The organism is Streptomyces adelaidensis, from assembly GCF_016598475.1.
Lineage (GTDB): Bacteria > Actinomycetota > Actinomycetes > Streptomycetales > Streptomycetaceae > Streptomyces > Streptomyces adelaidensis.
Genome location: NZ_JAEMUX010000016.1, coordinates 31,434 through 56,317, shown reverse-complemented (window position 1 = coordinate 56,317; position 24,884 = coordinate 31,434). Strand labels below are relative to the sequence as shown.

The following is a 24,884-nucleotide window of genomic DNA, read 5'->3' as shown; positions in this document are numbered from 1 at the left end:
AGTGGGCCCCTCGCGGCTTGCCTACTGCTCACCGCACCGCGAGACCAGTTCCTGCTCCTCCTCCGAGAGGCTGGGGCCGGTCGACGGTGTGGGTGCGGTCTGGGTCGGTTTGGGGGACGTCGACGATGTCGACGTCGGGGTCGGTGTGGCCTTGGACGTGAGGGAGGTCTTCGTGGTTCCCGTGGTGCCGCCGGCCTCGCCCTCGCCCGTCTTGGCGTTGTCGCTGTCCGCCTGGCGGCGCTCGGCGTTCTTCTCGCACGCCGACGCCTGGGTGGAGAGCTCGTCGATCTTCTTCTCGGCGGAGCTCAGACCGCCCTCGGCGATCGTCGCCTCGACCAGCTTCTGCTGGTACGGCGGCAGGTACTTGAGTTCGATCTCGGGGTGGTCCTTCTCGACCTTCGAGAGCGAGATCCAGGCCAGATCCTGGCTGATGCCGCGGTACAGCGCCACATGGTCGTCGTTGGTACCGACGTAGTACTGCGTCTGCGTCCAGCGGTAGCCGCCGTACAAGCCCCCGCCGATCACGGCCAGGGCGAGGATACCGAAGAAGGATCTCTTGAACCAGCGGCCCTTCTTGCGCGGCTTGACGAAGTCGTCGTCGGAGTAGTCCCCGAAGCTGCCCGCCGCCGGCATGTACCCGGTGGTGTCGCCGGAGCCGGGCGGGCCGAACTCGCCGCCGCCCTGTCCGTGCCCCTGACGGCCGAGGCCGGAGGCGCGGCCGGCGGGGGTCTGCATGATGCCGTTGTCCTGCAGGTGGAGCTGGTTCTCGGCGACTGCGCCGACCACGACCGGGGTGTCGGAGAGCTGCCCGGCGAGGGTGTCCCCGGTGTCGAGGTCCAGGACGTCGGCGATGATGACCGTGATGTTGTCCGGGCCGCCGCCGCGCAGCGCGAGCTGGATCAGCTCCTGCACGGTCTCCTGCGGGCCCTGGTAGCTGGCGAGGGTGTCCTCCATCGTCTGGTGGGACACGACGCCGGACAGACCGTCGGAGCAGATCAGATACCGGTCGCCGGCGCGGACCTCACGGATGGAGAGGTCGGGCTCGACATGTTCGCCACTGCCCAGCGCGCGCATCAGCAGGGAGCGCTGCGGGTGGGTGGTGGCCTCCTCCTCGGTGATACGGCCCTCGTCGACCAGACGCTGCACCCAGGTGTGGTCCTGGGTGATCTGGGTGAGGACGCCGTCCCTGAGGAGGTACGCGCGGGAGTCGCCGACATGCACGAGGCCCAGGCGCTGGCCGGTCCAGAGCAGGGCGGTGAGCGTGGTGCCCATGCCCTCCAGCTGGGGGTCCTCCTCGACCATCGCGCGCAGCTGGTCGTTGGCGCGCTGCACGGCGGTGCCGAGCGAGGTGAGGATGTCGGAGCCGGGGATGTCGTCGTCGAGCGTGACGAGGGTGGAGATCACCTCGGAGGAGGCGACCTCGCCGGCCGCCTGGCCGCCCATGCCGTCGGCGATCGCGAGCAGCCGGGGACCGGCGTAGCCCGAGTCCTCGTTGCCCTCGCGGATCATGCCTTTGTGCGATCCGGCGGCGAAGCGCAGTGACAGACTCATGCGCACCTCGCCCGTCGGCTCCGGGTACATCCGCACGGTGCCCACCCTCCGGTCGGGAGCGCGCCGGGGCCCTTGGTGGGGGCCACCGCTGCGTGCTCGCTCCGCTCGCGCCTATTCATGATGTAGCACTACTTCCGCAGCTCGATGACGGTCTTGCCGATGCGGATCGGCGCGCCCAGCGGAATCGGCGTGGGAGTCGTCAGTCGGTTCCGGTCGAGATACGTGCCGTTGGTGGACCCCAGGTCCTCGACGATCCACTGGCCGTCGCGGTCCGGGTAGATCCGGGCATGTCGGCTGGAGGCGTAGTCGTCGTCCAGCACGATCGTGGAGTCGTGCGCGCGGCCCAGGGAGATGGTCTGGCCCTGCAGTGCCACGGTCGTACCCGTCAGCGTGCCCTCGCTGACGACGAGTTTGGTCGGGGCGTTGCGCCCGCGGCGGCCGCCGGTGGCGGCGGGCTGCTGGCCGCGTTGCTGCGGGGGGGCGGCCTGACGGGCGGCCTGTTGTGGCCGCGCGCTCTCCCGGCGCGACCCCCGCTGGGTGACGCGCGTACCGAACAGGTCGCTGCGGATGACCTGCACGGCCACGATCACGAACAGCCACAGTACGGCCAGGAAACCTAGCCGCATGACCGTGAGGGTCAGCTCTGACATTGCCCCCGCTTCACCCTTCGGCTTGCCGGTAAATGATGGTGCTGCTGCCCACGACGATCCGCGAGCCGTCGCGGAGCGTAGCGCGGGTGGTGTGCTGCCCGTCCACCACGATGCCGTTGGTGGACCCGAGATCCTGGATCGTCGAGGGCGTTCCGGTCCGGATCTCGCAGTGCCGGCGAGAGACGCCGGGGTCGTCGATCCGCACGTCGGCTTCGGTGCTGCGGCCCAGCACCAGCGTCGCGCGGGAGATCTGATGGCGGGTGCCGTTGATCTCGATCCAGTAGCGCATGCGCCCACCGGCCGCCGGAGCGGCGGGCGGCCGCTGGCTGAACGCGGCGCCGCCGGGGCGGCCACCGCTGGGCGGCGGTGCGGCCGGCATGGGCGGGGCACCCGAGGGCGCGGCGGTGGGCGGGTAGCCGTAGCCGCCGGGGCGGCTCGCGGCGGGGCTCGCGGCGGGGCTCGCGGCGGGGCTCGCCGCCGGGGCGCCCGCGGGCGCCTGCTGGTCGGTGGAGGAGGCGAGCGTACGGCTGCGCACCCGGTACAGGCCGGTGTCGAGGTCGTCCGCCTTCTCCAGGTTGACCTTGATCGACCCCATGAAGGTGTACCGCTGCTGCTTGGCGTAGTCGCGCACCATGCCGGCGAGCTCGTCGCCGAGCTGGCCGGAGTAGGGGCTGAGCCGCTCGAAGTCGGGTGTGCTCAGCTCCACGATGAAGTCGTTGGGGACGACCGTCCGGTCGCGGTTCCAGATGGTCGCGTTGTTGTCGCACTCCCGCTGGAGTGCTCCCGCGATCTCCACGGGCTGGACCTCGGACTTGAACACCTTGGCGAAGGTGCCATTGACCAAGCCTTCGAGACGCTGCTCGAACTTCTTCAGGACTCCCATGGGGCACCTCCTCCGTCGTCACCGCTCTGGGTACTGCGTCGGTACTGCTTACTGATCGTATCCACGCGCCGGGAAATCGGCTGGTTCCGCCTGTCGGCCCGGTCGACCGGTGTCACCGGTTGACGCCCACTGAAGTCCCCTCCCGGATTCCCACCGGAGCTCCTCTTCGAACTACCCCCTCCGAACTCCTGTCAAGGATCGTAGAGGCGGCACGAGACCAGTGTCCCGCACCCGGCTGTGCACCCTGTCCCTCTCCAGGAGAGATGGCCGGGACCGGTACGAGGTTGATACGTGAACCAGCACTCGTTGATACGTGGCCGCAGGGGCCGGGTGTTCGGTCCGCGCTGGTCGGCCGGGTCACGCCGCTGTGACGTGGGGTCGGCCGTGGATAAGGGATGTGAATCCATCCTCTCCACCGTGCTAATCTTCTGCGTGTCGGAAGGCGCCAGCACCGCGAGGAGCAAGGCCTGAGGACACACCCAATGCGCGGGTGGCGGAATAGGCAGACGCGCTGGATTCAGGTTCCAGTGCCCGCAAGGGCGTGGGGGTTCAACTCCCCCCTCGCGCACAGTAGCGAAGCGGTCTCATCGTGATCACGATGAGACCGCTTCTTTTTTTGTCTCCGCATCTGCGATGGCGGGCTCTCGGCGGCTCGACTTAGGGGCTCTGAAGTGTGAGGAGTCTCTCAGGGCGTTCGGTGCGGGGGTGAAGTGTCGCAGATGTGGATACGGGCGATGTTTCACGTGAAACGGCGCTGGGTGGCCCTGGAGAGTGGCCCGGCGAAACACGTCAGCGCCGTTGACGCTCGCCTGCCTCACGCCTATCTTCTGGTCGGGAAATCGCACAACGTTCGCAATCTCGAACGAAGTTCTTGTTTTGTGATCTTCAGTCACCCCCACTCCCTGCCAGAGACGAGGCGCACATGGCACCGCCCCTCTCCAGACGCTTTCTCCTCCGGTCCGCGATAGTCGCCGCGGCCGTACCCGGAGTCTCCTTGGGAGCGGGCGGCGGGCGCGCGGCCGCCGCCACCGTTCCGGTGCCGTCCACCTGGTCGGTGCGGCCGTTCGAGCTCAAGGACGTGACGCTCGGCCAGGGCGTGTTCGCCGACAAACGGCAGCTGATGCTCGACCACGGCCGTGGCTACGACGTGGACCGGCTGTTGCAGGTCTTCCGCGCCAACGCGGGGCTCTCCACCAAGGGCGCGGTCGCCCCCGGCGGCTGGGAAGGCCTCGATGGAGAGGCCAACGGCAACCTCCGCGGCCACTACACCGGACACTTCCTGACGATGCTCGCCCAGGCCTACGCGAGCACCAAGGACACGGCCTACTCCGACAAGATCCGCTACATGATCGGCGCGCTGACCGAGGTGCGCGCCGCGCTGCGCACCGATCCGCGCATGCTTGCCGTCACCGGGAAGTTCGGCACCGCCCAGGAGAACGGCCGGGGCTCCTACCAGTACGTCGACCTGCCGAACAGCGTGCTGGGCGGCGCCTCGGCGATCACCCTGTCGGGCTGGGTGAAGCCCACTCACAATGCCGACTGGACCCGTGTCTTCGACTTCGGCGACAACAGCACCCGCTACATGTACCTGGCCGCTCGCAACGCGAGCGGCTTCCCGCGCTTCGCCGTCACCACCAATGGGCCCGGCGGGGAGCAGGGGCTCAACGGCACCGCCGCACTGCCGCTCGACCAGTGGAGCCACCTGGCGGTGACGCTGGGCGGAGGTACCGGCACGCTCTACGTCAACGGCACGGCTGTAGCGCGGAACACCTCGATGTCCCTCACTCCCGCCGCCCTCGGCACCCTGGCGAACAACTGGTTGGGTCGGTCCAATTTTCCAACCGACCCGGTCTTCGCGGGCGCTTTCGACGAATTCAACGTCTGGTCTCGGGCGCTGACGGCCGCCGAGATCACCTCACTGCAGAGCAACCGCGCGCCGGCCTCCGCCGCGGGCAGGGGCAACCTGGTCTCGTACGACTTCTTCGAGACCAGTGGTGGTACCTTCGCGGACTCCTCCGGGCGCGGCCTGACCGCGACCCTGCGCCGCACCTGGGGCGCGCCCAGCCATGCCGGGTTCCTGGCCGCGTATCCGGAGACGCAGTTCATCGAGCTGGAGTCGATGACGAGCGGCGACTACACGCGCGTGTGGGCGCCTTACTACACCGCGCACAAGATCCTTCGCGGGCTGCTGGACGCGTACCTCCACGTCGACGACGCGCGGGCGCTGGATCTGGCGTCGGGTCTGTGCGACTGGATGTACTCCCGGCTGTCGGAGCTGCCCGACGCCACCCTCCAGCGGATGTGGGGCATTTTCTCCAGCGGCGAGTACGGGGGCCTGGTCGAGGCGATCGTCGACCTGTACGCCGTCACCGGCAAGGCGGAACACCTCGCTCTGGCCAAGCTGCTCGATCTCGACAAGCTCATCGACGCCTGCGCCGCGAACACGGACACGCTCGACGGCCTGCACGCCAACCAGCACATCCCCATCTTCACGGGGCTCACCCGGTTGTACGACGCCACGGGTGAGACGCGGTATCTGACCGCCGCGAAGAACTTCTGGGGCATGGTGATCCCGCCGCGTATGTACGGCATCGGCGGCACCAGCACGGCCGAGTTCTGGAAGGCGCGCGGGGTCATCTCTGGGACCGTCAGCGACACCAATGCCGAGACCTGCTGCGCGTACAACCTGCTCAAGCTGAGCCGGAGCCTGTTCTTCCACGAGCAGGACCCGAAGTACATGGACTACTACGAGCGGGCCCTGCTCAACCAGGTCCTCGGCTCCAAGCAGGACAAGGCCGACGCGGAGAAGCCACTGGTCACGTACTTCATCGGGCTGAAGCCCGGCCATGTGCGCGACTACACCCCCAAGCAGGGCACCACCTGTTGTGAGGGCACCGGCATGGAGAGTGCCACCAAGTACCAGGACTCGGTGTACTTCACCAAGGCGGATGGCAGCGAGCTGTACGTCAACCTGTACAGCGCGGCCACGCTCAACTGGTCCGCGAAGGGTGTGACGGTCGTCCAGAGCACCGACTATCCCCGGGAGCAGGGTTCCACGATCACCATCGGGGGCGGCAGCGCTGCCTTCGAGCTGCGGCTGCGGGTGCCGACCTGGGCGACCGCAGGCTTCCGGGTGACCGTCAACGGCAGCGCGGTGAGTGGCACTCCGGCCGCGGGGAGCTACTTCACGGTCCCCTCCCGCACCTGGCGCAGCGGCGACGTCGTACGGGTGACGATCCCGTTCCGGATGCGCGTGGAGAAGGCGCTCGACGACCCGTCGCTCCAGACACTGTTCTACGGCCCCGTCAACCTGGTCGGCAGGAACAGCGGTACGAGCTACCTGTCGTTCGGGCTGTACCGCAACGCGGGGCTCTCCGGCGACCTGCGACCTTCCTTCACCCCGGTGAGCGGGAAACCGCTGCACTACACGCTGGACGGCACCGAATTCGCTCCCTTCTACGAAGGGAGCGAGGATCCGACCCACGCCTACGTCAAGCGCGCCGAACCGAAGGTCGTCCTCGGCGGAACGGACTCGGGCGTCACCAACCCCGCGAAGCCGGACGGTACGACCCTGCTCGACGAGATCTGGACCGGGGCGCCGTTCGCCGACAAGAGCGGCCTGGTCGCCCACGTCCAGTCGAGCGTCGGCTCCTGGGTGTCGGCCGGCCTGCTGAGCCAGGCCGATGGGCAGAAGGTGGTCACCACCGCGCAGAACGCTACGTACGCGGCCTGACCGCGACGCGGCGATGTGCGCGGGCCATGGCGGCCTGTGCCACGGGCGGCTGCTCCCTCGGTGGGGGGTGGCCGCCCTTCGCGTTCGTGGAGGGGCTGAGGGGCGCAGGAGTTACGCGGCGAGGCGTTCCGCCAGGCTCTTCGCCTTGTGGGCGGCGTCGTCGAGGGCCTTGGTGCGAGAGGCCTCCGCGAGCGGGATCAGCTCGCTCATCGCGGGGTTGTGCGGGGCCATCGTGAGCTCCGGGACGATGAAGTCGACGTCCAGGGCGAGGGCGTCGGAGAGGACCGCCGTCAGGTAGTTCTGCACGTACTCGAACGGTTCACGCGGCGTCCCCGCCGCGTAGGAGCCGCCGCGGCTGGCGACGACCGTGACGGGGGTGCCCTTCACCTTCGAGTCCTCGGCCATGGCGGTGCGCCCCATGAGGACCACGTTGTCCAGCCACGCCTTGAGGGTCGACGGGATCGAGAAGTTGTACATGGGGGCGCCGATCAGGATCGCGTCCGCCTGCTCCAGCTCCGCGATGAGCTTCTCGCGCTCGGCGAAGGCCGCGGCCTGCTCCGGAGTGTGCGTGGCCGGGTCGGCGAAGCCGGCGGTGTGCGCGTCGGCGCTGATGTGCGGCACGGGAGCGGCGTGCAGATCGCGATAGATCACCGTGCCGCCCGGGTGCTGGTCCTCCCAGGCCTTGCGGAAGGTCTCCGTCACCGTGCGCGAGGTCGAGGCACCGGCGGGGAACGCGGACGAGTCGAGGTGCAGGAGCGTGGCCATGGAAACTCCAAAGGAAGTGGCTTCGTTTTCGTACTTGACTATATATAACATAGTCACTTACTTTTTTTCATTCCCTCACGGAGGCCCAGTACCCTGGACCCATGGCGGAGCAGCAGGACATCCATGGCGCCGGACCGTGCCAGCAGGTCGATGACGGCATCACCCGCGTGTTCGCCCTGCTCGGAAAGCGCTGGACGGGCCTGATCGTGGCCGTGCTGATGCCGCATCCCGCCCACTTCGTCGACCTGCGCAGGGCGATCCCCGGCATCAGCGAACGCATGCTCTCCGACCGCCTCACCGAACTCGCCGCGGCCGGCCTGGTCCTGCGCGAGGTCGACGAGGGCCCACCGCTGCGTGTCATCTACCGGCTCACCGAGGCCGGGGCCGCGCTTGATCCGGCGATGCTGGAGCTCAGGAACTGGGCCAAGGTCCATCTGCCGCGGAGCTGGCCGTGCGCGGGGGCGGCGCGGGAGTAGGGCGCTGCGGTCGCGGGACGGCGTTTGAGGGCCGAACCAGGCTGCGAGCCGGGTTATCCACAGGTGTGGCCCAGGGCGGGCACGGAGTTGTCCACAGGGTCTGACGCGTTTTCGTCACCGGCTGTACCGTCGTCACGAGTTGATGTTCGTAGCGAGAACGTGTGCGGGGGAGGCGGTCGGTATGAGCGAGGCCGGTACGACGACGGCGGGGCCGGTGGCCGAGGCGGATTCGGCATCCCGGGAGACCGTGGCAGAGGCGGCGGTGCCGCGCGCTGCCGGGGCGCGTGCGCCGTGGGTGCCGGGATTCGCCCGGTGGCCCTCGGAGGGGTCGCCCAAGGACGAGGGCAAGGCGTTGCGCGCCCGGGTTTCGCGCAGCGCGCACGCGGACCTGGCGCTCACCACCGACCGGCCCGGCGCGGTGTCCGCGGTGGAGGAGTCCAATCGCGGCCGGATCACCGGCCTCACCCCGATACGGGTCGGGCGCATGGCGGCCACCCCCTTCGCGTTCCTGCGCGGCTCGGCCGGCCTCATGGCACACGACCTCGCCCGTACGCCCATGACCGGCATCGGCGCCCAGATCTGCGGCGACGCCCACGCGGCGAACTTCGGCCTGTACGGCGACGCCCGCGGCGGCCTCGTCATCGACCTGAACGACTTCGACGAGACCGTGCACGGCCCCTGGGAGTGGGACCTCAAGCGTCTCGCCTCCTCGCTGGTGCTCGCCGGCCGCGAGGCGGGCGCGGACGAGGACATCTGCCGCAAGGCGGCCTACGACGCGACGGGCGCCTACCGGCGCACGATGCGGCTCCTCGCCAAACTCCCGGCACTCGACGCCTGGAACGCCATCGCCGACGAGGAGCTGGTCTCCCACACCGACGCACACGATCTGCTCGGCACGCTGGAACGGGTCTCGGAGAAGGCGCGCGCCAACACGAGCGGCCGATTCGCGGCCAAGGCCACCCAGCCCGTCGAGGGCGGCGGCCGCCGCTTCGTGGACGCCCCACCGGTGCTGCGCCGCGTGGACGACGAAGAGGCCGCGGTGGTCGCCGCCTCCCTCGCGCGGTACCTGAACACGCTCTCGGAGGACCGACACCCGCTGCTCGCCCGCTACGCCGTGCACGACGTGGCGTTCCGCGTGGTCGGCACCGGCAGCGTGGGCACCCGCTCCTACGTCGTCCTGCTCCTGGACCACCGGGGCGAAGCACTCGTCCTCCAGGTGAAGGAAGCCCGCCCCTCGGCTCTTGAACCGCATCTCGCGACCGCCGGTTTCGAGGTGCCGGAGGTGGACCACGAGGGACGCCGTGTGGTCCTGGGCCAGAAGCGCATGCAGGTCGTCAGCGACATACTGCTGGGCTGGACCACGGTCGACGGACTTCCCTTCCAGGTCCGCCAGTTCCGCAACCGCAAGGGCAGCGTCGACCCCGCGGCCCTGGCCGCCGACCAGATCGACGACTACGGCCGCATGACCGGCGCCCTCCTCGCCCGCGCCCACGCCCACAGCGCCGACCCCCGCCTCATCGCCGGCTACTGCGGCAAGAACGACGAACTCGACGAGGCGATAGCCACGTTCGCCACGACCTACGCGGACCGCACGGAGGCGGACCACGCGGATCTGGTGGCGGCGGTACGGGCGGGGCGGATCGCCGCGGAGATCGGGGTCTGACGGAAGGAGCGGCGGGTGACGACCCGGCGAGCGGCCGATGGGGGTGCCCGGGTGGGTGGAGACTTGAGTGGGTGAGTGAGCGCACTTCGTCCAGGTTCCCGGTGACTTTCGATAGGGGTCGGAGCCGTGGCCTAGGCTGGGTCGGGTGACGACCCCGGAAGCCGAGCAGACACCGTCCGAGCGCCCCGCCGAGCCCATGGAGCCAACAGAGTCCGATGGGAGCGCGGAGCCTGCCGAGGCGGGGTCTGCCGGCGACGCGGCGTCCACTGCGGACGCGGCGCCCACTGAGGGGGCGGCGTCCGGCGAGGGTGCGGCGTCCGGTGTGGGCGGGACGTCAGGTGTGAGCGAGGGCTCGGAGCGGCCCGAGGAGCGGCTGGAACGGGCGGTGCGGGCGGCCGAGCAGGCGTTGATCGAGTACGAGATCGCCGTGGAGACCTTCCGCGTCGAGGTCGAGAACTTCTCCCGGCTCCACCACCAGAAGCTCGGCCCCATGTACGCGCGGCTCGACGAACTGGATGCCCAGATCGCCGAGGCGAAGGCCGCGCGCACGGGAGACCCGGAGGACGTGCGCAAGGCGCAGGAGGCGCGGGCCCGGGTCATGCCCATGCCGGGCGTGGAGGAGCTCTTCCACGGCTGGATGGACTCCGAAGGCCTGTTTCCCGAGGCCGCGGCCATGCTCACCGACCAGTCCGTGCGCCCCCCGGAGCGGGTGCGTCCCAGCGACGAGGCCCGCAGGCTCTACCGCGAGCTGGTCCGCAAGGCCCACCCCGACCTGGCGCAGGACGACAAGGAGCGGGCGCGGCGGGACGAGTTCATATCGCGGGTGAACGCCGCGTACGGCCGTGGTGACGAGGTACTGCTGCGGGAGCTGTCCGAGGAATGGGCGGCGGGGCCCGTGCCGGAGGAGCGCAGGCCGAGTCGCGCCGAGGAGCTCTACGCCCGCCTCGAATGGCTCGCCCAGCGCAAGGAACTCCTCGCCCTCGTCGCCCGCGAGCTGGAGGAGGGTGCCATCGGCTCGATGCTCCGCCTCGCCCCGCACGATCCCGACCGCCTTCTCGACGAGATCGCCGACCAGCTGCTGGCGGAGGTCTCTCAGCGGGAGGCGGAGCTGGCGGGGTTCCTCAGCCAGGACGGGTGACAGGTGGTGCGGGTGGTGCGGGTGGTGCGGGTGGTGCGGGTGGTGCGGGTGGTGCGGGCGGTGCGGGCGGTGCGGGCGGTGCGGGCGGTGCGGGCGGTGCGGGCGGTTCGGTTGGACTGTCGGGGGCCCGGGACCGTCGGCTGTTCGGTCGGGTAGCGTCGTACGCATGCATTTCGGAGCTGGTGTGCCCACGGTCGAGGTCGCGGACCTCAAGGACGACGACTTCCTGCTGGACGTCCGGGAGGACGACGAGTGGCAGGCGGGTCATGCCGACGGGGCACTGCACATTCCCATCAGCGAGTTCGTGGCGCGGTACGGCGAGTTCACCGAGGCGGCGCCGCAGGACGGCAGGGTCCATGTGATCTGCCGCTCGGGCGGGCGTTCGGCGCAGGTCGCCATGTACCTCGTCCAGCAGGGCATCGACGCCGTGAACGTGGACGGCGGCATGCAGGTCTGGGCCGACGCCGGCCGCCCGGTGGTGGATGACAAGGGCGGGGCGGGGTTCGTCCTCTAGGAACGGGTGAATGTGCGCCGGGCCGGGCGAGCTGGAGCGCGCAGACAAGGCGTGCGCGCTCCCAGTGGCGGCGTGCGCGGCGCTCAGCCCAGCGGGTGTGCGGCCAACAGGTCGCCGAGTGCCTCCTCGTATGCCGCTGCCGGGCCGAGTGACAGTTCGAGGTGCTTGGCCCAGGCGTGGTAGCGGTGCAGCGGGTAGTCGACGTCGGCGCCGAAGCCGCCGTGCAGATGCTGGGCGGTCTGCACGACCCGTCGTACGCCCTCCGAGGCCCAGATCTTGGCCACGGCGACATCACCGGCCGAAGGCAGGGCGCCCCCCGCACCCGAACTGATCCGCCAGGCGGCCTGCCACAGCGTCGCCTCCATCGCGCGCAGGTCGATGAAGCGGTCGGCGGCCTGTACGGCGACGGCCTGGAACGAGGCGATCGGGAACCCGAACTGCTCCCGCTTGCCGGCGTAATCGCTGGTCATGTCCAGTACGCCCTCGCCGAGCCCGAGCGCCAGCGCGCACGTCCCGGTGGCCAGCAACTCCCGTAGCCGCTCCCACGCGCCCTCCGCGTCGATGACGTTCCGTCCGGCGATCCGAGCCGACTCCAGCCGTAGCTCGGCCAGCCGTTCACCGGCCGTGGAGATCTGCTCGGCGAGCGTCGCCCCCTCATGGCCCCGGGGCACGAGCGCGAGCACGACCCGGCCGTCGGCGCCGTGCGCGGCTTCGTCGCCGGAGATGTCAGAGATGCCGGAGTGGCCGGAGACGTGGGGTGCGGCGGACTCGGGCGCGATCGTCGCCGGTACGACGAGGAAGTCTGCGTCGTACGCCCACGGCACCGCGGTCTGGACGCCGTCCAGGACCCAGGCGCCGTCGTCCTCCCGCCGCGCGGTCACGGCCAGTTCGGCCGGGTCGTGGCCGGTGCGGCCGTGTGCGGCGACGGTCAGTACGACCTCGCCCCGGCCCGCGCGCGCGAGCAGTTCCGTCTTCAACTCCTCGCTCCCGTGCGCCTGTACGGTCACCGCAGCCGCGCTGCTCTCCAGCAACGGCACCCTGGCCAGCACCTTCGCCGACTCGCGCAGCACCAGGCAGAGGGCGATGGCGTCGAGCCCCGAGCCGCCGTAGGAGGGGCTCAGCAGCAGGCTGAGCAGGTCCGCATCGGCGAGCTTCGCCCACAGCGGCCGGTCGAAGCCGTCGGCCACGGCCCCTGGCACGAGCGACGGACTGGGCACCCCGTCCGGCACGACCCCGGCGAACACCGCCCTCGCCGCCTCGGCCGCCGCCTGCTGCTCCTCGGTGAAGGTGAAGTCCACGGTTCCGCCCTTCCGTGTCGCCGATGACGGGGCGTCAAGATAGAACAGGTTCTAGAAGAAGGGAATGGTGTGGGGTGGCCGAGGGCGGGCCCCACTTCCCCCACTTCCCCTCGCTACGCCGACCGCCGACCGCCGACTCCCAACTCGCGACCACCAACTCCCGACCACCAACCCTCGACCGTCGGCCACTTCGCCACGCGAGGTCACCCGACTGGCGGCTCGGCGAGCAGGGCGACTCGATCAGCCTTGACTCCGAAGCCGAGTGCCGGATGGCCATGGCCGCCCTCCGGATCCATGTCGGTGGTCGGCCTGACCCGCAGGGTCAGACATTCGGCATCCGCCAGATGGGAGAGTGCGGCTTCAGCCCGAGGCGCCGGAAGCACTGCCTCGACCCAAGCGTACCTACCGAGCGTTCGGTCAGCTCGGCCGTGGGGCTCAATGATGGACCACCGCGCCGTAAGGTGGCCCCCGCTGTGGATAACCTCGTGGGTGCCGTGTGAGCGGTGTGACGATGTGACTGCTGGGGCCATCGGGGCTGTGCCGGAGGGGCGCGGCTGAGTAGGTTCCGGTGGGGAAGCGGGCCAGGTAGTGGGAATCGGGGAGCGGGGCGGAATGGACGCGTACGACGAGGTCTCGAATACCCGGCGTGGGCCGGACGAGGCCGAGGGGTCCGCCGCCGCGAAGCCCGCCGACGAGGCTTCTACCAGCCACGATTCGGCCGACGAGGCTTCCACCAGCCGCGCTTCCGTCAGCGAGGGTTCTACCAGCCGCGCTTCCGTCAGCGACGCTTCCACCGGCGACGATGCCGGCGATCGGCGTTCCGGTGATCGGCGGTCCGCCTCCGGAGTTTCCCGGGGCGACTCCGGTGCGGAAGCAAAGGAACCGGCCGTCCCCGAGAAGCCCGCACCCGGCGATGAGAACCCGCAGGCCGAGCTCTCCCCCCACGCCCCGGCACCGCCCCCCGCACCCGCACCCCCGCCGCAAGCCGAGCACATAGCGGAAGCGGCACGGCCGGCCGCCGGTATCGCCGCGCTTTCGCTCCCGTACCAGATCACCGTGGCGCTGGTGCTCGCCGTCGTGGCGGTGGGGACCTGCGCGCACCTCGGGCTGGTGTTTCTGCATATAGCGCCCTCGAACACGCTGACGAAGCAGCACGGCCGGGCGGTCGACGAGTGGGTGTACCCGGAGTTCGAGCAGAACTGGAAGCTGTTCGCGCCGAACCCGTTGCAACAGAACATCGCGGTGCAGGTGCGCGCCGAGGTTCGCACCGCGGACGGAGAGGTCCGCGAGACCGGCTGGTACGACCTGTCGGCGCTGGACGGCGACGCCATCGACCGCAACCTGATGCCGAGCCACACCCAGCAGAACGAGCTGCGCCGGGCCTGGGACTTCTTCCTCGCCACGCATGACGCCGAGAACCGTGCCACGGGATCGCGCGGCGGCCTGTCCGAGCGCTATCTGCGCCGCATCGTGGTGATGCGCCTGGACCGCGAGCAGGCCGCCGGCCCCGGTGGTGTCATCACGCGGATCCAGGTCCGGTCCCGAAGCACCAACGTGCCGTCACCCGAGTGGAGCGAGGAACAGGTGTCCGACAAGCCGGTCGTCCGTGAGCTGTCCTGGTGGTCGGTCACCGACAACGACAGGACGGACGCGGACGCGGACGCCGACGCCAAGCCCCGTGCCGACGCCGACGCCGACGCCGACGCCGCAGACCAGGCCGTCACCGGTCGGACGGAGGCGAGCGCCGAATGAGCTCCACGAACTCGCCGGACGCCACGCGCCCGAACCCCCCGGTAGGCCCCATGAACCGTCTCGCCGCCGTGGTCGGCAACGGGATCCCCCGGGTCACGGACCGTGCCCTGGGCCCGTACCAGAGCGCGATCGTCCGGATCGGCTTCGCCGCGACCTGGCTGTTGTTCCTGCTGCGCGAGTTCCCGCACCGGCGTGAGCTGTACGGCCCCGACGGGCCCTGGAGCTGGGAGCTGGCCCAGCAGCTGACCGCGAACAACGACGCCTTCTCGGTGTTGATGTGGTCGGACAGCATGGTGTGGTTCGAGATCGTCTACGCCCTCGCCATGCTGTCGGGTCTCCTGCTGCTGCTCGGCTGGCGGACCCGGGCCGCGAGCGTGCTGTTCATGGTGGGCGTCCTCTCGCTGCAGAACCGCAGCGTCTTCATGGGCGACGGCGGCGACAACGTCATCCACCTCATGGCGATCTACCTCGTCTTCACCCGCTGCGCCCAGGTCTGGTCCCTGGACGCGCGGCGCGCACGGCGCACGCGCGAGCGCCAGGAGCGGGACGGCCGGGCGCCGGAGGACCTCGTCGGCCCCATCCTGTGGTGCGCGCTCGGCTTCGCGCTGCTCGTGGCGACGTTCGGGGGCCTCGTGCCCGGTGGCCTCCTGGGCGGCTGGCTCACGATCTTCTGGGGGCTGTGGGCGGTGCACGGCCTGTGGTGGGCCGTGCGGCGCGCCGAGTCGGACATCAAGCCCCGCGTGCTGCTCGACATCGTCGGCAATCTCGTGCACAACGCCGCGCTGGTCGTGATCATGGCCGAGGCGTGTCTGATCTACGCGGCCGCCGGCTGGTACAAGGTCCAGGGGGCGCGCTGGCAGGACGGTACGGCCGCCTACTACCCGCTCCACCTGGACTACTTCTCGCCCTGGGCCGCGCTCTCCGACCTGATGACGTCCAGCGGCACGATGGTGATGCTGGTGACGTACGGAACGGTCATCGCGCAGGTCGCCTTCCCGTTCACGCTCTTCAACCGGCGCGTCAAGAACATCCTGCTGGCGGTCATGATGACCGAGCACGCTGTGATCGCCGTCGTGCTGGGGCTGCCGTTCTTCTCGCTCGCGATGATCGCGGCCGACGCCGTCTTCCTGCCGACGCCCTTCCTGAAGCGCCTGGGCGGCTGGGTGGCAGGCGCGCGTGACCGCGTGGTGCGTCGCGTGCTGCCGGGGCGCGGCCGTGCGCTGCCTGGTCCGCGTGAGCAGGACTCACCGCCCCCGTCGCAGAAGCAGAACCAGCAGAAGCAGAACCAGCAGGAGGCGTCCGAGGAGGCGCACGTAGGCTTCACTGCATGAACGATCCGGCGAGCGCACCAGCGGATGAGCCGCCAGGGGGTCCGGCGGCCGACCCCCTACCCACCTGGCGCCGCCTCGCCGGCACCTCCGTTCTGCTGGACGGCTTCCACGCCCTCAAGCACGCCGTGCGTTTCGGCGCCGAGGTCCCGGTGGCGGTCACCGCCGATCGTGCGGCGGCGCTCGCGCTCGCCGACGAGCTGGCCCCTGATGTACGGGACCGGCTGGCGGGTCTCTTGCAGGAGGTCCCGGAGAAGACGTACCGGACGCTCGTGGCGCGTCCGCACCCCACAGCGGTCGCTGCTCTGGCCGTACGGCCCTCGCGCGCGACCAATCTGGCGGCCCTCGCCCACACCCCGCGCACCGCCCCCGTCGTCGTCCTCGACAACCCGCGCAACCTGGGCAACGCGGGCGCCGTGATCCGGCTGGCCGCCGGTTTCGGGGCGACCGGAGTGGTCACCACGGGCACCCTGGACCCCTGGCACGCCACGGTCGTGCGCGGCGGGGCGGGCCTGCACTTCGCGACCGCCGTGGAGCGCCTGGAGGTGGTGGACCTGCCTCCGGGGCCGCTTTTCGCGCTCGACCCCGAGGGTGACGACATCCGCGGTCTGAAGCTTCCGGACGACGCGGTCCTCGCCTTCGGCTCCGAGCGCGGCGGCCTCTCCGCCGAACTCCGCGCCCGAGCCGACCACTTGCTGTCCCTGCCGATGCGCCCCCAGGTGTCGAGCTACAACCTGGCGACGAGCGTGGCGATGACGCTGTACCACTGGAGCGCGGCGCAGGGCACGCATCGCGCCCTTTGACCGTGCGACCGCGCTCTTCAGGGGCTGCCCCGCGGAGCCCTACGCCTCGCTCCGCACCTCCACCACCCGGAACCGGTTCGCCACGAACGCCCCGTCGCACAGTGCCGCGTTCGCCGCCGGATTCCCGCCCGACCCGTGGAAGTCGGAGAACGCGGCGGTCTGGTTCACGTACACGCCGCCCGTGAGGTTCAGGGACAGCTGCGCGCACTCCTCCAGGCAGACCTCCTCGACGGCCTCGGCGACCTCGTCCGAGGTGGTGTACGCGCCGACGGTCATCGCTCCCTTGTCGCTGATGGTCCGGCGCAGCAGCTCCACCCCGTCGGCGGCCGAGTCGACGGCGACGGCGAACGACACGGGCCCGAAGCACTCGCTCATGTAGGCGGCCTCGTCGTCGGTCCGCTCCCAGTACTTCCGCGCGCCGTCGAGCTTGACGATCACCGGCGTACGGACGACCGCGGTGGGGAAGTCCGGGTTGCTGATCTCGCGTGAGGCGAGGGCGACTTCGCCGAGTCCGGCGGCGGCTTCCAGGCGGGCCTTGACGTCGGGGTTGACGATCGCGCCGAGCAGGGCGTTCGCGCGCGCGTCGTCGCCCAGCAGTCCGCCGACGGACCTGGCGAGATCGGCGACGACCTCGTCGTAGGACTTGGGGCCCGCGTCGGTGGTGATGCCGTCGCGGGGGATGAGCAGGTTCTGCGGGGTGGTGCACATCTGGCCGCTGTACAGGGAGAGGGAGAAGGCCAGGTTGGAGAGCATGCCCTTGTAGTCGTCGGTGGAGTCGACGAGCACCGTGTTGACGCCGGCCTTCTCCGTGTAGACCTCCGCCTGGCGGGCGTTGGCCTCCAGCCAGTCGCCGAAGGACGTCGATCCGGTGTAGTCGATGATGCGGATCTCGGGGCGGGTGGCCAGGTCCTTGGCGATGCCCTCACCGGGGCGTTCGGCCGCCAGGGCGACGAGGTTGGGGTCGAAGCCGGTCTCGGTGAGGACCTCGCGGGCGACCTGGACGGTGAGGGCGAGGGGCAGCACCGCGCGCGGATGGGGCTTCACGAGGACCGCGTTGCCGGTGGCGAGGGAGGCGAAGAGGCCCGGGTAGCCGTTCCACGTGGGGAAGGTGTTGCAGCCGATGACGAGGGCGATGCCGCGCGGGACGGGCTTGAACCGCTTGCTGAGTGCGAGCGGGTCGCGCTTGCCCTGGGGCTTGGTCCACTCGGCGTTGTCGGGGGTGCGGACCTGCTCCGCGTACGCGTACGCCACCGCTTCCAGGCCTCGGTCCTGGGCGTGCGGGCCGCCGGCCTGGAAGGCCATCATGAAGGCCTGGCCGCTGGTGTGCATGACCGCGTGCGCGAACTCGTGGGTGCGGTCGCTGATCCGCTTGAGGATCTCCACACACACCACCGCGCGCACCTGAGCGCCCGCGTCGCGCCACGCGCGCTGGCCGGCCTTCATCGCGGGCAGCAGCGTGTCGATGTCCGCGTGCGGGTACGTGACGCCCAGCTCGATGCCGTACGGGGAGGTCTCGCCGCCGACCCAGTCGTCGGTGCCGGGCTGGCCGAGGTCGAGGCGGGTGCCGAGGCGGGCGTCGAAGGCGGCCTTGCCCTCGGCCATGCCCAGGCTGCCGTTCTCGCCGTACGCCTTGGGGTGCTCGGGGTGGGGGGACCAGTACGCGCGCGTGCGGATAGCTTCCAGCGCCTGGTCGAGGGTCGGCCGGTGCTCGGCGATCAGGGAGTGCGCGGACGGTTCGGCGGCCATGCGTGACCAACTCCTCGTGTCAGGGGCTCTTCGTTGGGCTCTGACCTGGGCAGGAACAGGCTGACAGGGCTAGAGTAACCGAACGATCGGTCGGGACAAGGGGGTCCGCCGCATCTGTGGACAACCCCGTGCGGGAGGATCGCGCACATGACAGCACTCGACCTCAGCAGCCCCGTGGCCGTCGTCGGCACCGGCACCATGGGCCAGGGCATCGCCCAGGTCGCGCTGGTAGCGGGCCACTCCGTACGGCTGTACGACACCGTCCCCGGCCGGGCCCGGGAGGCGGCCGACGCGATCGGCGCCCGGCTCGACCGGCTCGTCGCGAAGGACCGCATGACCGGCGCCGACCGGGACGCCGCGCGTGTCCGGCTGCTCCCCGCCGAGCGCCTCGCCGACCTCGCGGACTGCTCCCTCGTCATCGAGGCGGTCCTGGAACGGCTCGATGTGAAACAGGAGCTGTTCCGCGCGCTGGAGGACGTGGTGGGCGCGGACTGCCTGCTCGCCACCAACACCTCCTCCCTCTCCGTCACGGCCGTCGCCGGCGCGCTGCGCAACCCGGGCCGTCTCGTGGGCCTGCACTTCTTCAACCCCGCGCCACTGCTGCCCCTCGTCGAGGTCGTATCCGGGTTCGCCACCGATGTCACGTCGGCCACGCGCGCGTACGAGATGGCACGCGCCTGGGGCAAGACGCCGGTCGCCTGCGCCGACACCCCGGGTTTCATCGTCAACCGTCTCGCACGGCCGTTCTACGCCGAGGCCTTCGCGGTGTACGAGGCGCAGGCCGCCGATCCCGTCACCATCGACGCGATCCTGCGCGAGTGCGGTGGTTTCCGGATGGGCGCCTTCGAACTGACCGACCTCATCGGGCAGGACGTCAACGAATCCGTCACCCACTCCGTGTGGCAGGCCTTCTTCCAGGACGTGCGCTTCACGCCCTCGCTGGCCCAGCGGCGGCTCGTCGAGTCCGGCCGGCTCGGCCGCAAGACCGGACAGGGCTGGTACGACTACGCGGACGACGCCGAGAGCCCCGAGCCGCACACAGCGGAGCCCGCCCAGCGGCCCGCGTACGTCGTCGTGGAGGGCGACCTGGGTCCCGCGGCCGAACTGCTCACGCTGATCCGGGAGGCGGGCATCGGCATCCGGGAGGAGGAAGAGGACCACGGCACACGGCTGGTGCTGCCGGGCGGCGGCCAGCTGGCCCTCGCCGACGGGCAGACCTCCGTGGAGTTCCGGGACGTCGTCTACTTCGACCTGTCGCTCGACTACCGCCGGGCCACCCGTATCGCCCTGTCGGCGTCCCAGGACACGTCCTCACAGACGCTCGTCGAGGCCATCGGTCTCTTCCAGGCGCTCGGCAAGGACGTCAGCGTCATCGGGGACGCCCCGGGCATGATCGTCGCCCGCACGGTGGCCCGGATCGTCGATCTGGCGCACGACGCCGTCGCCAAGGGCGTGGCCACCGAGGAGGACATCGACACGGCGATGCGCCTGGGCGTCAACTACCCGCTCGGGCCCTTCGAATGGAGCCGGAAGCTGGGCCGCAACTGGGCGTACGCCCTCCTGGACGACCTGCACCTGCGCGACCCCTCCGGGCGTTACGCGCCGTCCCTGGCGCTCTACCGCCACGCCTACGCCTCCGACAAGCGGGAGGGCACCTCCTCATGACCACCGCCAAGCGCGACACGTACACCCCGGAGACGCTGCTCTCCGTCGCCGTCCGGGTCTTCAACGAACGCGGTTACGACGGCACCTCCATGGAGCACCTGTCCAAGGCGGCGGGCATCTCCAAGTCGTCGATATACCACCACGTCACGGGCAAGGAGGAGCTGCTGCGCCGGGCCGTCAGCCGGGCGCTGGACGGCCTCTTCGGGATCCTCGACGAGGAACCCGCGCGCGCGGGACGGGCGGTCGAGCGTCTGGAGCACGTCGTACGGCGCATGGTCGAGGTCCTCATCAGCGACCTGCCCTATGTGACGCTGCTGCTGCGTGTGCGCGGCAACACCGGCACCGAGCGCTGGGCCCTGGAGCGGCGCCGCGACTTCGACCACCAGGTCGCCGAGCTGCTGAAGGCCGCGGCCGCCGACGGCGACGTACGCGGCGATGTGGAGGTGCGGCTCGCGACCCGGCTGGTCTTCGGGATGATCAACTCGATCGTGGAGTGGTACCGGCCGGAGGGGCGGGGCATGGGCGAGCGGGAAGTGTCCGAGGCGGTGGCACACCTGGTGTTCACGGGGCTGCGCGCCCAGGACTGATCACCCCACGCGCCCCCCATTTACGCCCTGCGCCTCCGCTCACGCCCTGCGCCTCCGCTCACGCCCTCCGCCTCCGCTCACCCCTCCGGTTCCACGTCCTCCTCCTCGAACACCAGCAGCGTCCGGGTGCTGCGCACCTCCGGGATGGCCTGGAGCTTGGTGAGTACGACCTCGCGCAGGGCCCGGTTGTCCGAGGTGTGGACCAGGAGCAGGACGTCGTAGTCGCCGCCCACCAGCGCGATGTGGGCGGCGCCGGGCAGTTGGCGCAGCTGCTCGCGGACCGTGCGCCAGGAGTTCTGCACGATCTTGAGGGTGATGTAGGCCGAGGTTCCCTTGCCGGCGCGTTCGTGGTTCACGCGCGCCCCGAAGCCGCGGATCACGCCGTCCTCGATGAGGCGGTTGATGCGGGCGTAGGCATTGGCGCGGGAGACGTGCACACGTTCGGCGACGGACCGTATCGAGGCGCGGCCGTCGCCCTGGAGCATGCGCAGGATGTCCTGATCTATGGCGTCCAGCGGTCGAGGGGCCGGCAGGGCCGGGCCGTGCTCCGGCGGCTCGGCCATTTGTTCAGGTGCCATGCGCCCCCGCCTCTCTACCATGGACGTACTGCGTTCATTTGAGGCTGTGCAGAACCGTTTGTCCACAGCCTGAGGGTGCCTGTAGCCAAAATGCGTCAACGACCGAACAATCGGTAGGTGAGACGCGTCACAGCCGTGCCGTCTCCCGGAGCCACTCCCATGAGGAGGTGCCGTATGACGGTCATGGAGCAGCGGGGCGCGTACCGCCCGACACCGCCGCCCGCCTGGCGGCCCCGCACGAACCCGGCGCCGCTGCTGCCCGACGCGCGGCCGTACCGGGTGCTCGGCACCGAGGCCGCGGCCGACGTGGACCCCGCGCTGCTGCGCCGGCTCTACGCCGAGCTGGTGCGCGGCCGCCGCTACAACACCCAGGCCACGGCCCTGACGAAGCAGGGCCGGCTGGCGGTCTACCCCTCCAGTACCGGCCAAGAGGCCTGTGAGGTCGCCGCCGCGCTCGTCCTGAAGGAGCGCGACTGGCTCTTCCCGAGCTACCGCGACACGCTCGCCGCCGTCGCCCGGGGCCTCGACCCCGTGCAGGCGCTCACGCTGCTGCGCGGTGACTGGCACACCGGCTACGACCCCCACGAGCACCGCATCGCGCCCCTGTGCACCCCGCTCGCCACCCAGCTCCCGCACGCCGTGGGCCTCGCGCACGCGGCCCGCCTCAAGGGCGACGACGTGGTCGCGCTCGCCCTGGTCGGCGACGGCGGGACCAGCGAGGGCGACTTCCATGAGGCGCTCAACTTCGCCGCCGTCTGGCAGTCCCCGGTCGTCTTCCTCGTCCAGAACAACGGCTTCGCGATCTCCGTGCCGCTCGCCAAGCAGACCGCCGCCCCGTCGCTCGCCCACAAGGCCGTCGGCTACGGGATGCCGGGCCGCCTGGTCGACGGCAACGACGCGGCGGCCGTGCACCAGGTGCTCGGCGAAGCCGTCGCCCACGCGCGCGCGGGTGGCGGTCCCACGCTGGTCGAGGCGGTGACGTACCGCATCGACGCCCACACCAACGCCGACGACGCGACCCGCTACCGAGGCGCCGACGAGGTCGAGACCTGGCGCGCGCACGACCCGATCGCGCTCCTGGAGCACGAGCTGACCGAGCGTGGACTCCTCGACGAGGACGGCGTCCGGGCCGCACGCGACGCCGCCGAGACGATGGCGGCCGACCTGCGCGAGCGCATGAACCAGGACCCGGTGCTCGACCCCATGGACCTGTTCGCCCATGTGTACGCCGAGCCCACCCCTCAGCTGCGCGAGCAGGAGGCCCTGCTGCGGGCCGAGCTGGCGGCGGAGCAAGAAGGGGCGCACCGATGACCACCGTCGCGCTCAAGCCCGCCACCATGGCGCAGGCGCTCACCCGCGCGTTGCGCGACGCCATGACGGCCGATCCGGCCGTGCACGTCATGGGCGAGGACGTCGGCGCCCTCGGCGGTGTGTTCCGCGTCACCGAGGGGCTAGCGAAGGAGTTCGGCGAGGACCGGGTCACCGACACCCCGCTCGCCGAGGCGGGCATCCTCGGCACAGCCGTCGGCATGGCCATGTACGGGCTCCGGCCGGTCGTGGAGATGCAGTTCGACGCGTTCGCCTACCCGGCGTTCGAGCAGCTCATCAGCCATGTCGCCCGTATGCGCAACCGCACGCGCGGGGCGATGCCGCTGCCGATCACCATCCGCGTCCCGTACGGCGGCGGCATCGGCGGCGTCGAGCACCACAGCGACTCCTCCGAGGCGTACTACATGGCGACTCCGGGGCTCCATGTCGTCACGCCAGCCACGGTCGCCGACGCCTACGGGCTGCTGCGCGCCGCCATCGCCTCCGACGACCCGGTCGTCTTCCTGGAGCCCAAGCGCCTGTACTGGTCGAAGGACTCCTGGAACCCCGAGGAACCGCAGGCCGTCGAGCCGATCGGCCGCGCGGTCGTGCGCCGCGCCGGCCGCAGCGCCACCCTCATCACCTACGGGCCGTCCCTGCCCGTCTGTCTGGAGGCCGCCGAGGCGGCCACGGCCGAGGGCTGGGACCTCGAAGTCGTCGACCTGCGCTCCCTGGTGCCCTTCGACGACGAGACGGTCGCCGCCTCGGTACGACGGACCGGGCGCGCGGTGGTCGTCCACGAGTCCGGCTCCTACGGCGGACCGGGCGGTGAGATCGCGGCCCGCGTCACCGAGCGCTGCTTCCACCACCTTGAGGCGCCCGTGCTGCGCGTCGCCGGGTTCGACATCCCGTATCCGCCGCCGATGCTGGAGCGCCACCACCTGCCCGGCGTCGACCGGATCCTGGACGCGGTGGGGCGCCTGCAGTGGGAGGCGGGGAACTGATGGCACAGGTGCTGGAGTTCAAGCTGCCCGACCTCGGCGAGGGGCTCACCGAGGCCGAGATCGTCCGCTGGCTCGTCCAGGTCGGGGACGTCGTCGCCATCGACCAGCCGGTCGTCGAGGTCGAGACGGCCAAGGCGATGGTCGAGGTCCCCTGCCCCTACGGCGGCGTCGTCACCGCCCGCTTCGGCGAGGAGGGCACGGAACTGCCCGTCGGCGCGCCCCTCCTGACGGTCGCCGTGGGCCCGCCCGCCTCCGGCGCCACCGCCGACGAGGGCTCCGGCAACGTGCTGGTCGGCTATGGCACCGGTGCGCCTCCGGCGCGGCGCAGGCGGGTGCGGCCGGGGGAACCCGTCCGGTCGCCGATGCCCGCGATGTCCGCGGCACGGCCCGCTCTCGTCGAGACGGCAACCGCGCCGCCGCCCGCCGCCCACGCGCGCCCGGCCGGGCCGGACGGACCCGTGCCCGTCATCTCCCCGCTCGTCCGCCGTCTCGCCCGCGAGAACGGCCTGGATCTGCGGAAGTTGCACGGCTCGGGCCCCGAGGGGCTGATCCTGCGGGCGGACGTGGAGCACGCGCTGCGGGCCGCCACCCTCTCGGCCCGGGCGCCGCAGGCCGTGGCCGCGCAGCCAGCCGTGCGGCCGGGCGGGCAGTCGGCCGCGCAGTCGGGTGGCGTCACCGCACCCACGCGCGCGGAGCCCCTCTCCGGCACCGGCATCCCCCTGCGCGGCATCCGGGGCGCCGTCGCCGACAAGCTCTCCCGGAGCCGGCGCGAGATCCCCGACGCGACCTGCTGGGTGGACGCCGACGCGACGGAGCTGATGGCCGCCCGCACGGCGATGAACGCGGCCGGCGGCCCGAAGATCTCCCTCCTCGCGCTGCTCGCCCGGATCTGCACCGCCGCCCTGGCCCGCCACCCGGAGCTCAACTCGACGGTCGACCTGCAGGCCCGCGAAGTCGTACGGCTCGACCGGGTGCACCTCGGGTTCGCCGCGCAGACGGAACGGGGCCTGGTCGTGCCGGTCGTACGGGACGCGCACAGCAGGGACGCGGAGTCGCTGGGCGCCGAGTTCGCCCGGCTCACCGAGGCCGCGCGGACGGGGACGCTGACCCCCGGCGAGCTGACCGGCGGGACCTTCACCCTCAACAACTACGGAGTCTTCGGCGTCGACGGCTCCACGCCGATCATCAACCATCCCGAGGCAGCCATGCTCGGCGTCGGCCGTATCGTCCCCAAGCCCTGGGTGCACCAAGGCGAACTGGCGGTACGGCAGGTCGTGCAGCTCTCGCTCACCTTCGACCACCGGGTGTGCGACGGCGGTACGGCGGGCGGCTTCCTGCGGTACGTGGCGGACTGCGTCGAACAGCCGGCGGTGCTCCTGCGCACACTCTGATCCACCGGCTTCTCCCCCTTCCCCGGCGCCGATCGACCGGGACGGCGCGGC

20 protein-coding genes and 1 tRNA gene are annotated in these 24,884 nt (G+C 71.0%); 14 read left to right on the top strand and 7 right to left on the bottom strand.

The window, feature by feature from the left end; translation table 11 throughout:
- Positions 1 to 21 precede the first annotated feature (21 nt).
- The 3 genes from I8N67_RS12150 to I8N67_RS12140 form a co-directional block, all read right to left on the bottom strand.
- Positions 22 to 1,581: a Stp1/IreP family PP2C-type Ser/Thr phosphatase gene (locus I8N67_RS12150; RefSeq protein ID WP_200303015.1), complete on the bottom strand. Its 1,560-nt coding sequence runs from the start codon at positions 1,579 to 1,581 to the stop codon at positions 22 to 24.
- 98 nt (positions 1,582 to 1,679) lie between these two features.
- Positions 1,680 to 2,201: an FHA domain-containing protein FhaB/FipA gene (locus I8N67_RS12145; RefSeq protein WP_200302938.1), complete on the bottom strand. Its 522-nt coding sequence runs from the start codon at positions 2,199 to 2,201 to the stop codon at positions 1,680 to 1,682.
- Positions 2,202 to 2,211: 10 nt separating this feature from the next.
- A complete protein-coding gene (locus tag I8N67_RS12140) occupies positions 2,212 to 3,084 on the bottom strand; it encodes an FHA domain-containing protein (protein WP_200302936.1) in 873 nt (290 codons plus the stop codon).
- A gap of 484 nt (positions 3,085 to 3,568) precedes the next feature.
- Between I8N67_RS12140 and I8N67_RS12135 the strand changes: the two genes are divergently transcribed.
- Together I8N67_RS12135 and I8N67_RS12130 are read left to right on the top strand one after the other, a co-directional pair.
- A tRNA-Leu gene (locus I8N67_RS12135) sits at positions 3,569 to 3,652 on the top strand.
- Between the two features lie 354 nt (positions 3,653 to 4,006).
- Complete coding sequence (locus tag I8N67_RS12130) at positions 4,007 to 6,817, top strand: beta-L-arabinofuranosidase domain-containing protein (RefSeq protein ID WP_200302934.1); 2,811 nt, start codon at positions 4,007 to 4,009, stop codon at positions 6,815 to 6,817.
- Between the two features lie 111 nt (positions 6,818 to 6,928).
- Here I8N67_RS12130 and I8N67_RS12125 read toward each other — a convergent pair whose 3' ends face one another.
- Positions 6,929 to 7,582: an FMN-dependent NADH-azoreductase gene (locus I8N67_RS12125; protein ID WP_200302933.1), complete on the bottom strand. Its 654-nt coding sequence runs from the start codon at positions 7,580 to 7,582 to the stop codon at positions 6,929 to 6,931.
- A gap of 101 nt (positions 7,583 to 7,683) precedes the next feature.
- Here I8N67_RS12125 and I8N67_RS12120 point away from each other — a divergent pair, with 101 nt between their 5' ends.
- From I8N67_RS12120 to I8N67_RS12105, 4 genes are all read left to right on the top strand, one after another.
- On the top strand, positions 7,684 to 8,058 hold the full coding sequence (locus tag I8N67_RS12120) for a winged helix-turn-helix transcriptional regulator (protein WP_200302932.1): 375 nt from the start codon (positions 7,684 to 7,686) through the stop codon (positions 8,056 to 8,058).
- A 181-nt stretch (positions 8,059 to 8,239) separates the two neighbouring features.
- Positions 8,240 to 9,721 (top strand): DUF2252 domain-containing protein, encoded by a 1,482-nt coding sequence (locus tag I8N67_RS12115; protein ID WP_200302931.1) that lies wholly within the window; start codon positions 8,240 to 8,242, stop codon positions 9,719 to 9,721.
- A gap of 145 nt (positions 9,722 to 9,866) precedes the next feature.
- A complete protein-coding gene (locus I8N67_RS12110; protein ID WP_200302930.1) occupies positions 9,867 to 10,859 on the top strand; it encodes a J domain-containing protein in 993 nt (330 codons plus the stop codon).
- 184 nt (positions 10,860 to 11,043) lie between these two features.
- On the top strand, positions 11,044 to 11,373 hold the full coding sequence (locus I8N67_RS12105; RefSeq protein WP_200303013.1) for a rhodanese-like domain-containing protein: 330 nt from the start codon (positions 11,044 to 11,046) through the stop codon (positions 11,371 to 11,373).
- A gap of 83 nt (positions 11,374 to 11,456) precedes the next feature.
- Here the strand turns inward: I8N67_RS12105 and I8N67_RS12100 are convergent, their stop codons facing one another.
- The gene (locus I8N67_RS12100; protein ID WP_200302929.1) at positions 11,457 to 12,671 is read right to left on the bottom strand and encodes an acyl-CoA dehydrogenase family protein; all 1,215 of its coding nucleotides are present in this window, start codon (positions 12,669 to 12,671) and stop codon (positions 11,457 to 11,459) included.
- A 612-nt stretch (positions 12,672 to 13,283) separates the two neighbouring features.
- On the opposite strand from I8N67_RS12100, the gene I8N67_RS12095 reads away from it, so the two are divergent.
- The 3 genes from I8N67_RS12095 to I8N67_RS12085 are packed head-to-tail and all read left to right on the top strand — an operon-like array spanning position 13,284 to position 16,554.
- Complete coding sequence (locus tag I8N67_RS12095) at positions 13,284 to 14,423, top strand: DUF5819 family protein (RefSeq protein WP_200302927.1); 1,140 nt, start codon at positions 13,284 to 13,286, stop codon at positions 14,421 to 14,423.
- A 50-nt stretch (positions 14,424 to 14,473) separates the two neighbouring features.
- Complete coding sequence (locus I8N67_RS12090; RefSeq protein WP_200302926.1) at positions 14,474 to 15,754, top strand: HTTM domain-containing protein; 1,281 nt, start codon at positions 14,474 to 14,476, stop codon at positions 15,752 to 15,754.
- Positions 15,751 to 16,554, top strand: coding sequence for a TrmH family RNA methyltransferase (locus tag I8N67_RS12085; protein WP_200302924.1), 804 nt, complete (start codon positions 15,751 to 15,753; stop codon positions 16,552 to 16,554). The genes I8N67_RS12090 and I8N67_RS12085 overlap by 4 nt, the downstream gene beginning before the upstream one ends.
- Before the next feature lie 39 nt (positions 16,555 to 16,593).
- Here the strand turns inward: I8N67_RS12085 and paaN are convergent, their stop codons facing one another.
- Positions 16,594 to 18,300, bottom strand: a complete 1,707-nt coding sequence (gene paaN, locus I8N67_RS12080; RefSeq protein WP_200302923.1) for a phenylacetic acid degradation protein PaaN — start codon at positions 18,298 to 18,300, stop codon at positions 16,594 to 16,596.
- A 147-nt stretch (positions 18,301 to 18,447) separates the two neighbouring features.
- Between paaN and I8N67_RS12075 the strand changes: the two genes are divergently transcribed.
- Together I8N67_RS12075 and I8N67_RS12070 are read left to right on the top strand one after the other, a co-directional pair.
- Complete coding sequence (locus tag I8N67_RS12075) at positions 18,448 to 19,965, top strand: 3-hydroxyacyl-CoA dehydrogenase (RefSeq protein ID WP_200302922.1); 1,518 nt, start codon at positions 18,448 to 18,450, stop codon at positions 19,963 to 19,965.
- Positions 19,962 to 20,552, top strand: coding sequence for a TetR/AcrR family transcriptional regulator (locus I8N67_RS12070; protein WP_200302921.1), 591 nt, complete (start codon positions 19,962 to 19,964; stop codon positions 20,550 to 20,552). The genes I8N67_RS12075 and I8N67_RS12070 overlap by 4 nt, the downstream gene beginning before the upstream one ends.
- A 77-nt stretch (positions 20,553 to 20,629) precedes the next feature.
- Here I8N67_RS12070 and I8N67_RS12065 read toward each other — a convergent pair whose 3' ends face one another.
- Complete coding sequence (locus tag I8N67_RS12065) at positions 20,630 to 21,115, bottom strand: Lrp/AsnC family transcriptional regulator (protein WP_200303011.1); 486 nt, start codon at positions 21,113 to 21,115, stop codon at positions 20,630 to 20,632.
- 189 nt (positions 21,116 to 21,304) lie between these two features.
- Here I8N67_RS12065 and pdhA point away from each other — a divergent pair, with 189 nt between their 5' ends.
- From pdhA to I8N67_RS12050, 3 genes are read left to right on the top strand one after another with little or no spacing between them, the layout of a single operon-like run.
- Positions 21,305 to 22,441, top strand: coding sequence for a pyruvate dehydrogenase (acetyl-transferring) E1 component subunit alpha (gene pdhA, locus I8N67_RS12060; RefSeq protein ID WP_200302920.1), 1,137 nt, complete (start codon positions 21,305 to 21,307; stop codon positions 22,439 to 22,441).
- Positions 22,438 to 23,442 carry an alpha-ketoacid dehydrogenase subunit beta gene (locus tag I8N67_RS12055; RefSeq protein WP_200302919.1) on the top strand — a complete coding sequence of 335 codons (1,005 nt, stop codon included), beginning with the start codon at positions 22,438 to 22,440 and terminating at the stop codon, positions 23,440 to 23,442. Before pdhA ends, I8N67_RS12055 begins: the two co-directional genes overlap by 4 nt.
- Complete coding sequence (locus tag I8N67_RS12050; RefSeq protein WP_200302918.1) at positions 23,442 to 24,833, top strand: dihydrolipoamide acetyltransferase family protein; 1,392 nt, start codon at positions 23,442 to 23,444, stop codon at positions 24,831 to 24,833. Before I8N67_RS12055 ends, I8N67_RS12050 begins: the two co-directional genes overlap by 1 nt.
- Positions 24,834 to 24,884 lie beyond the last annotated feature (51 nt).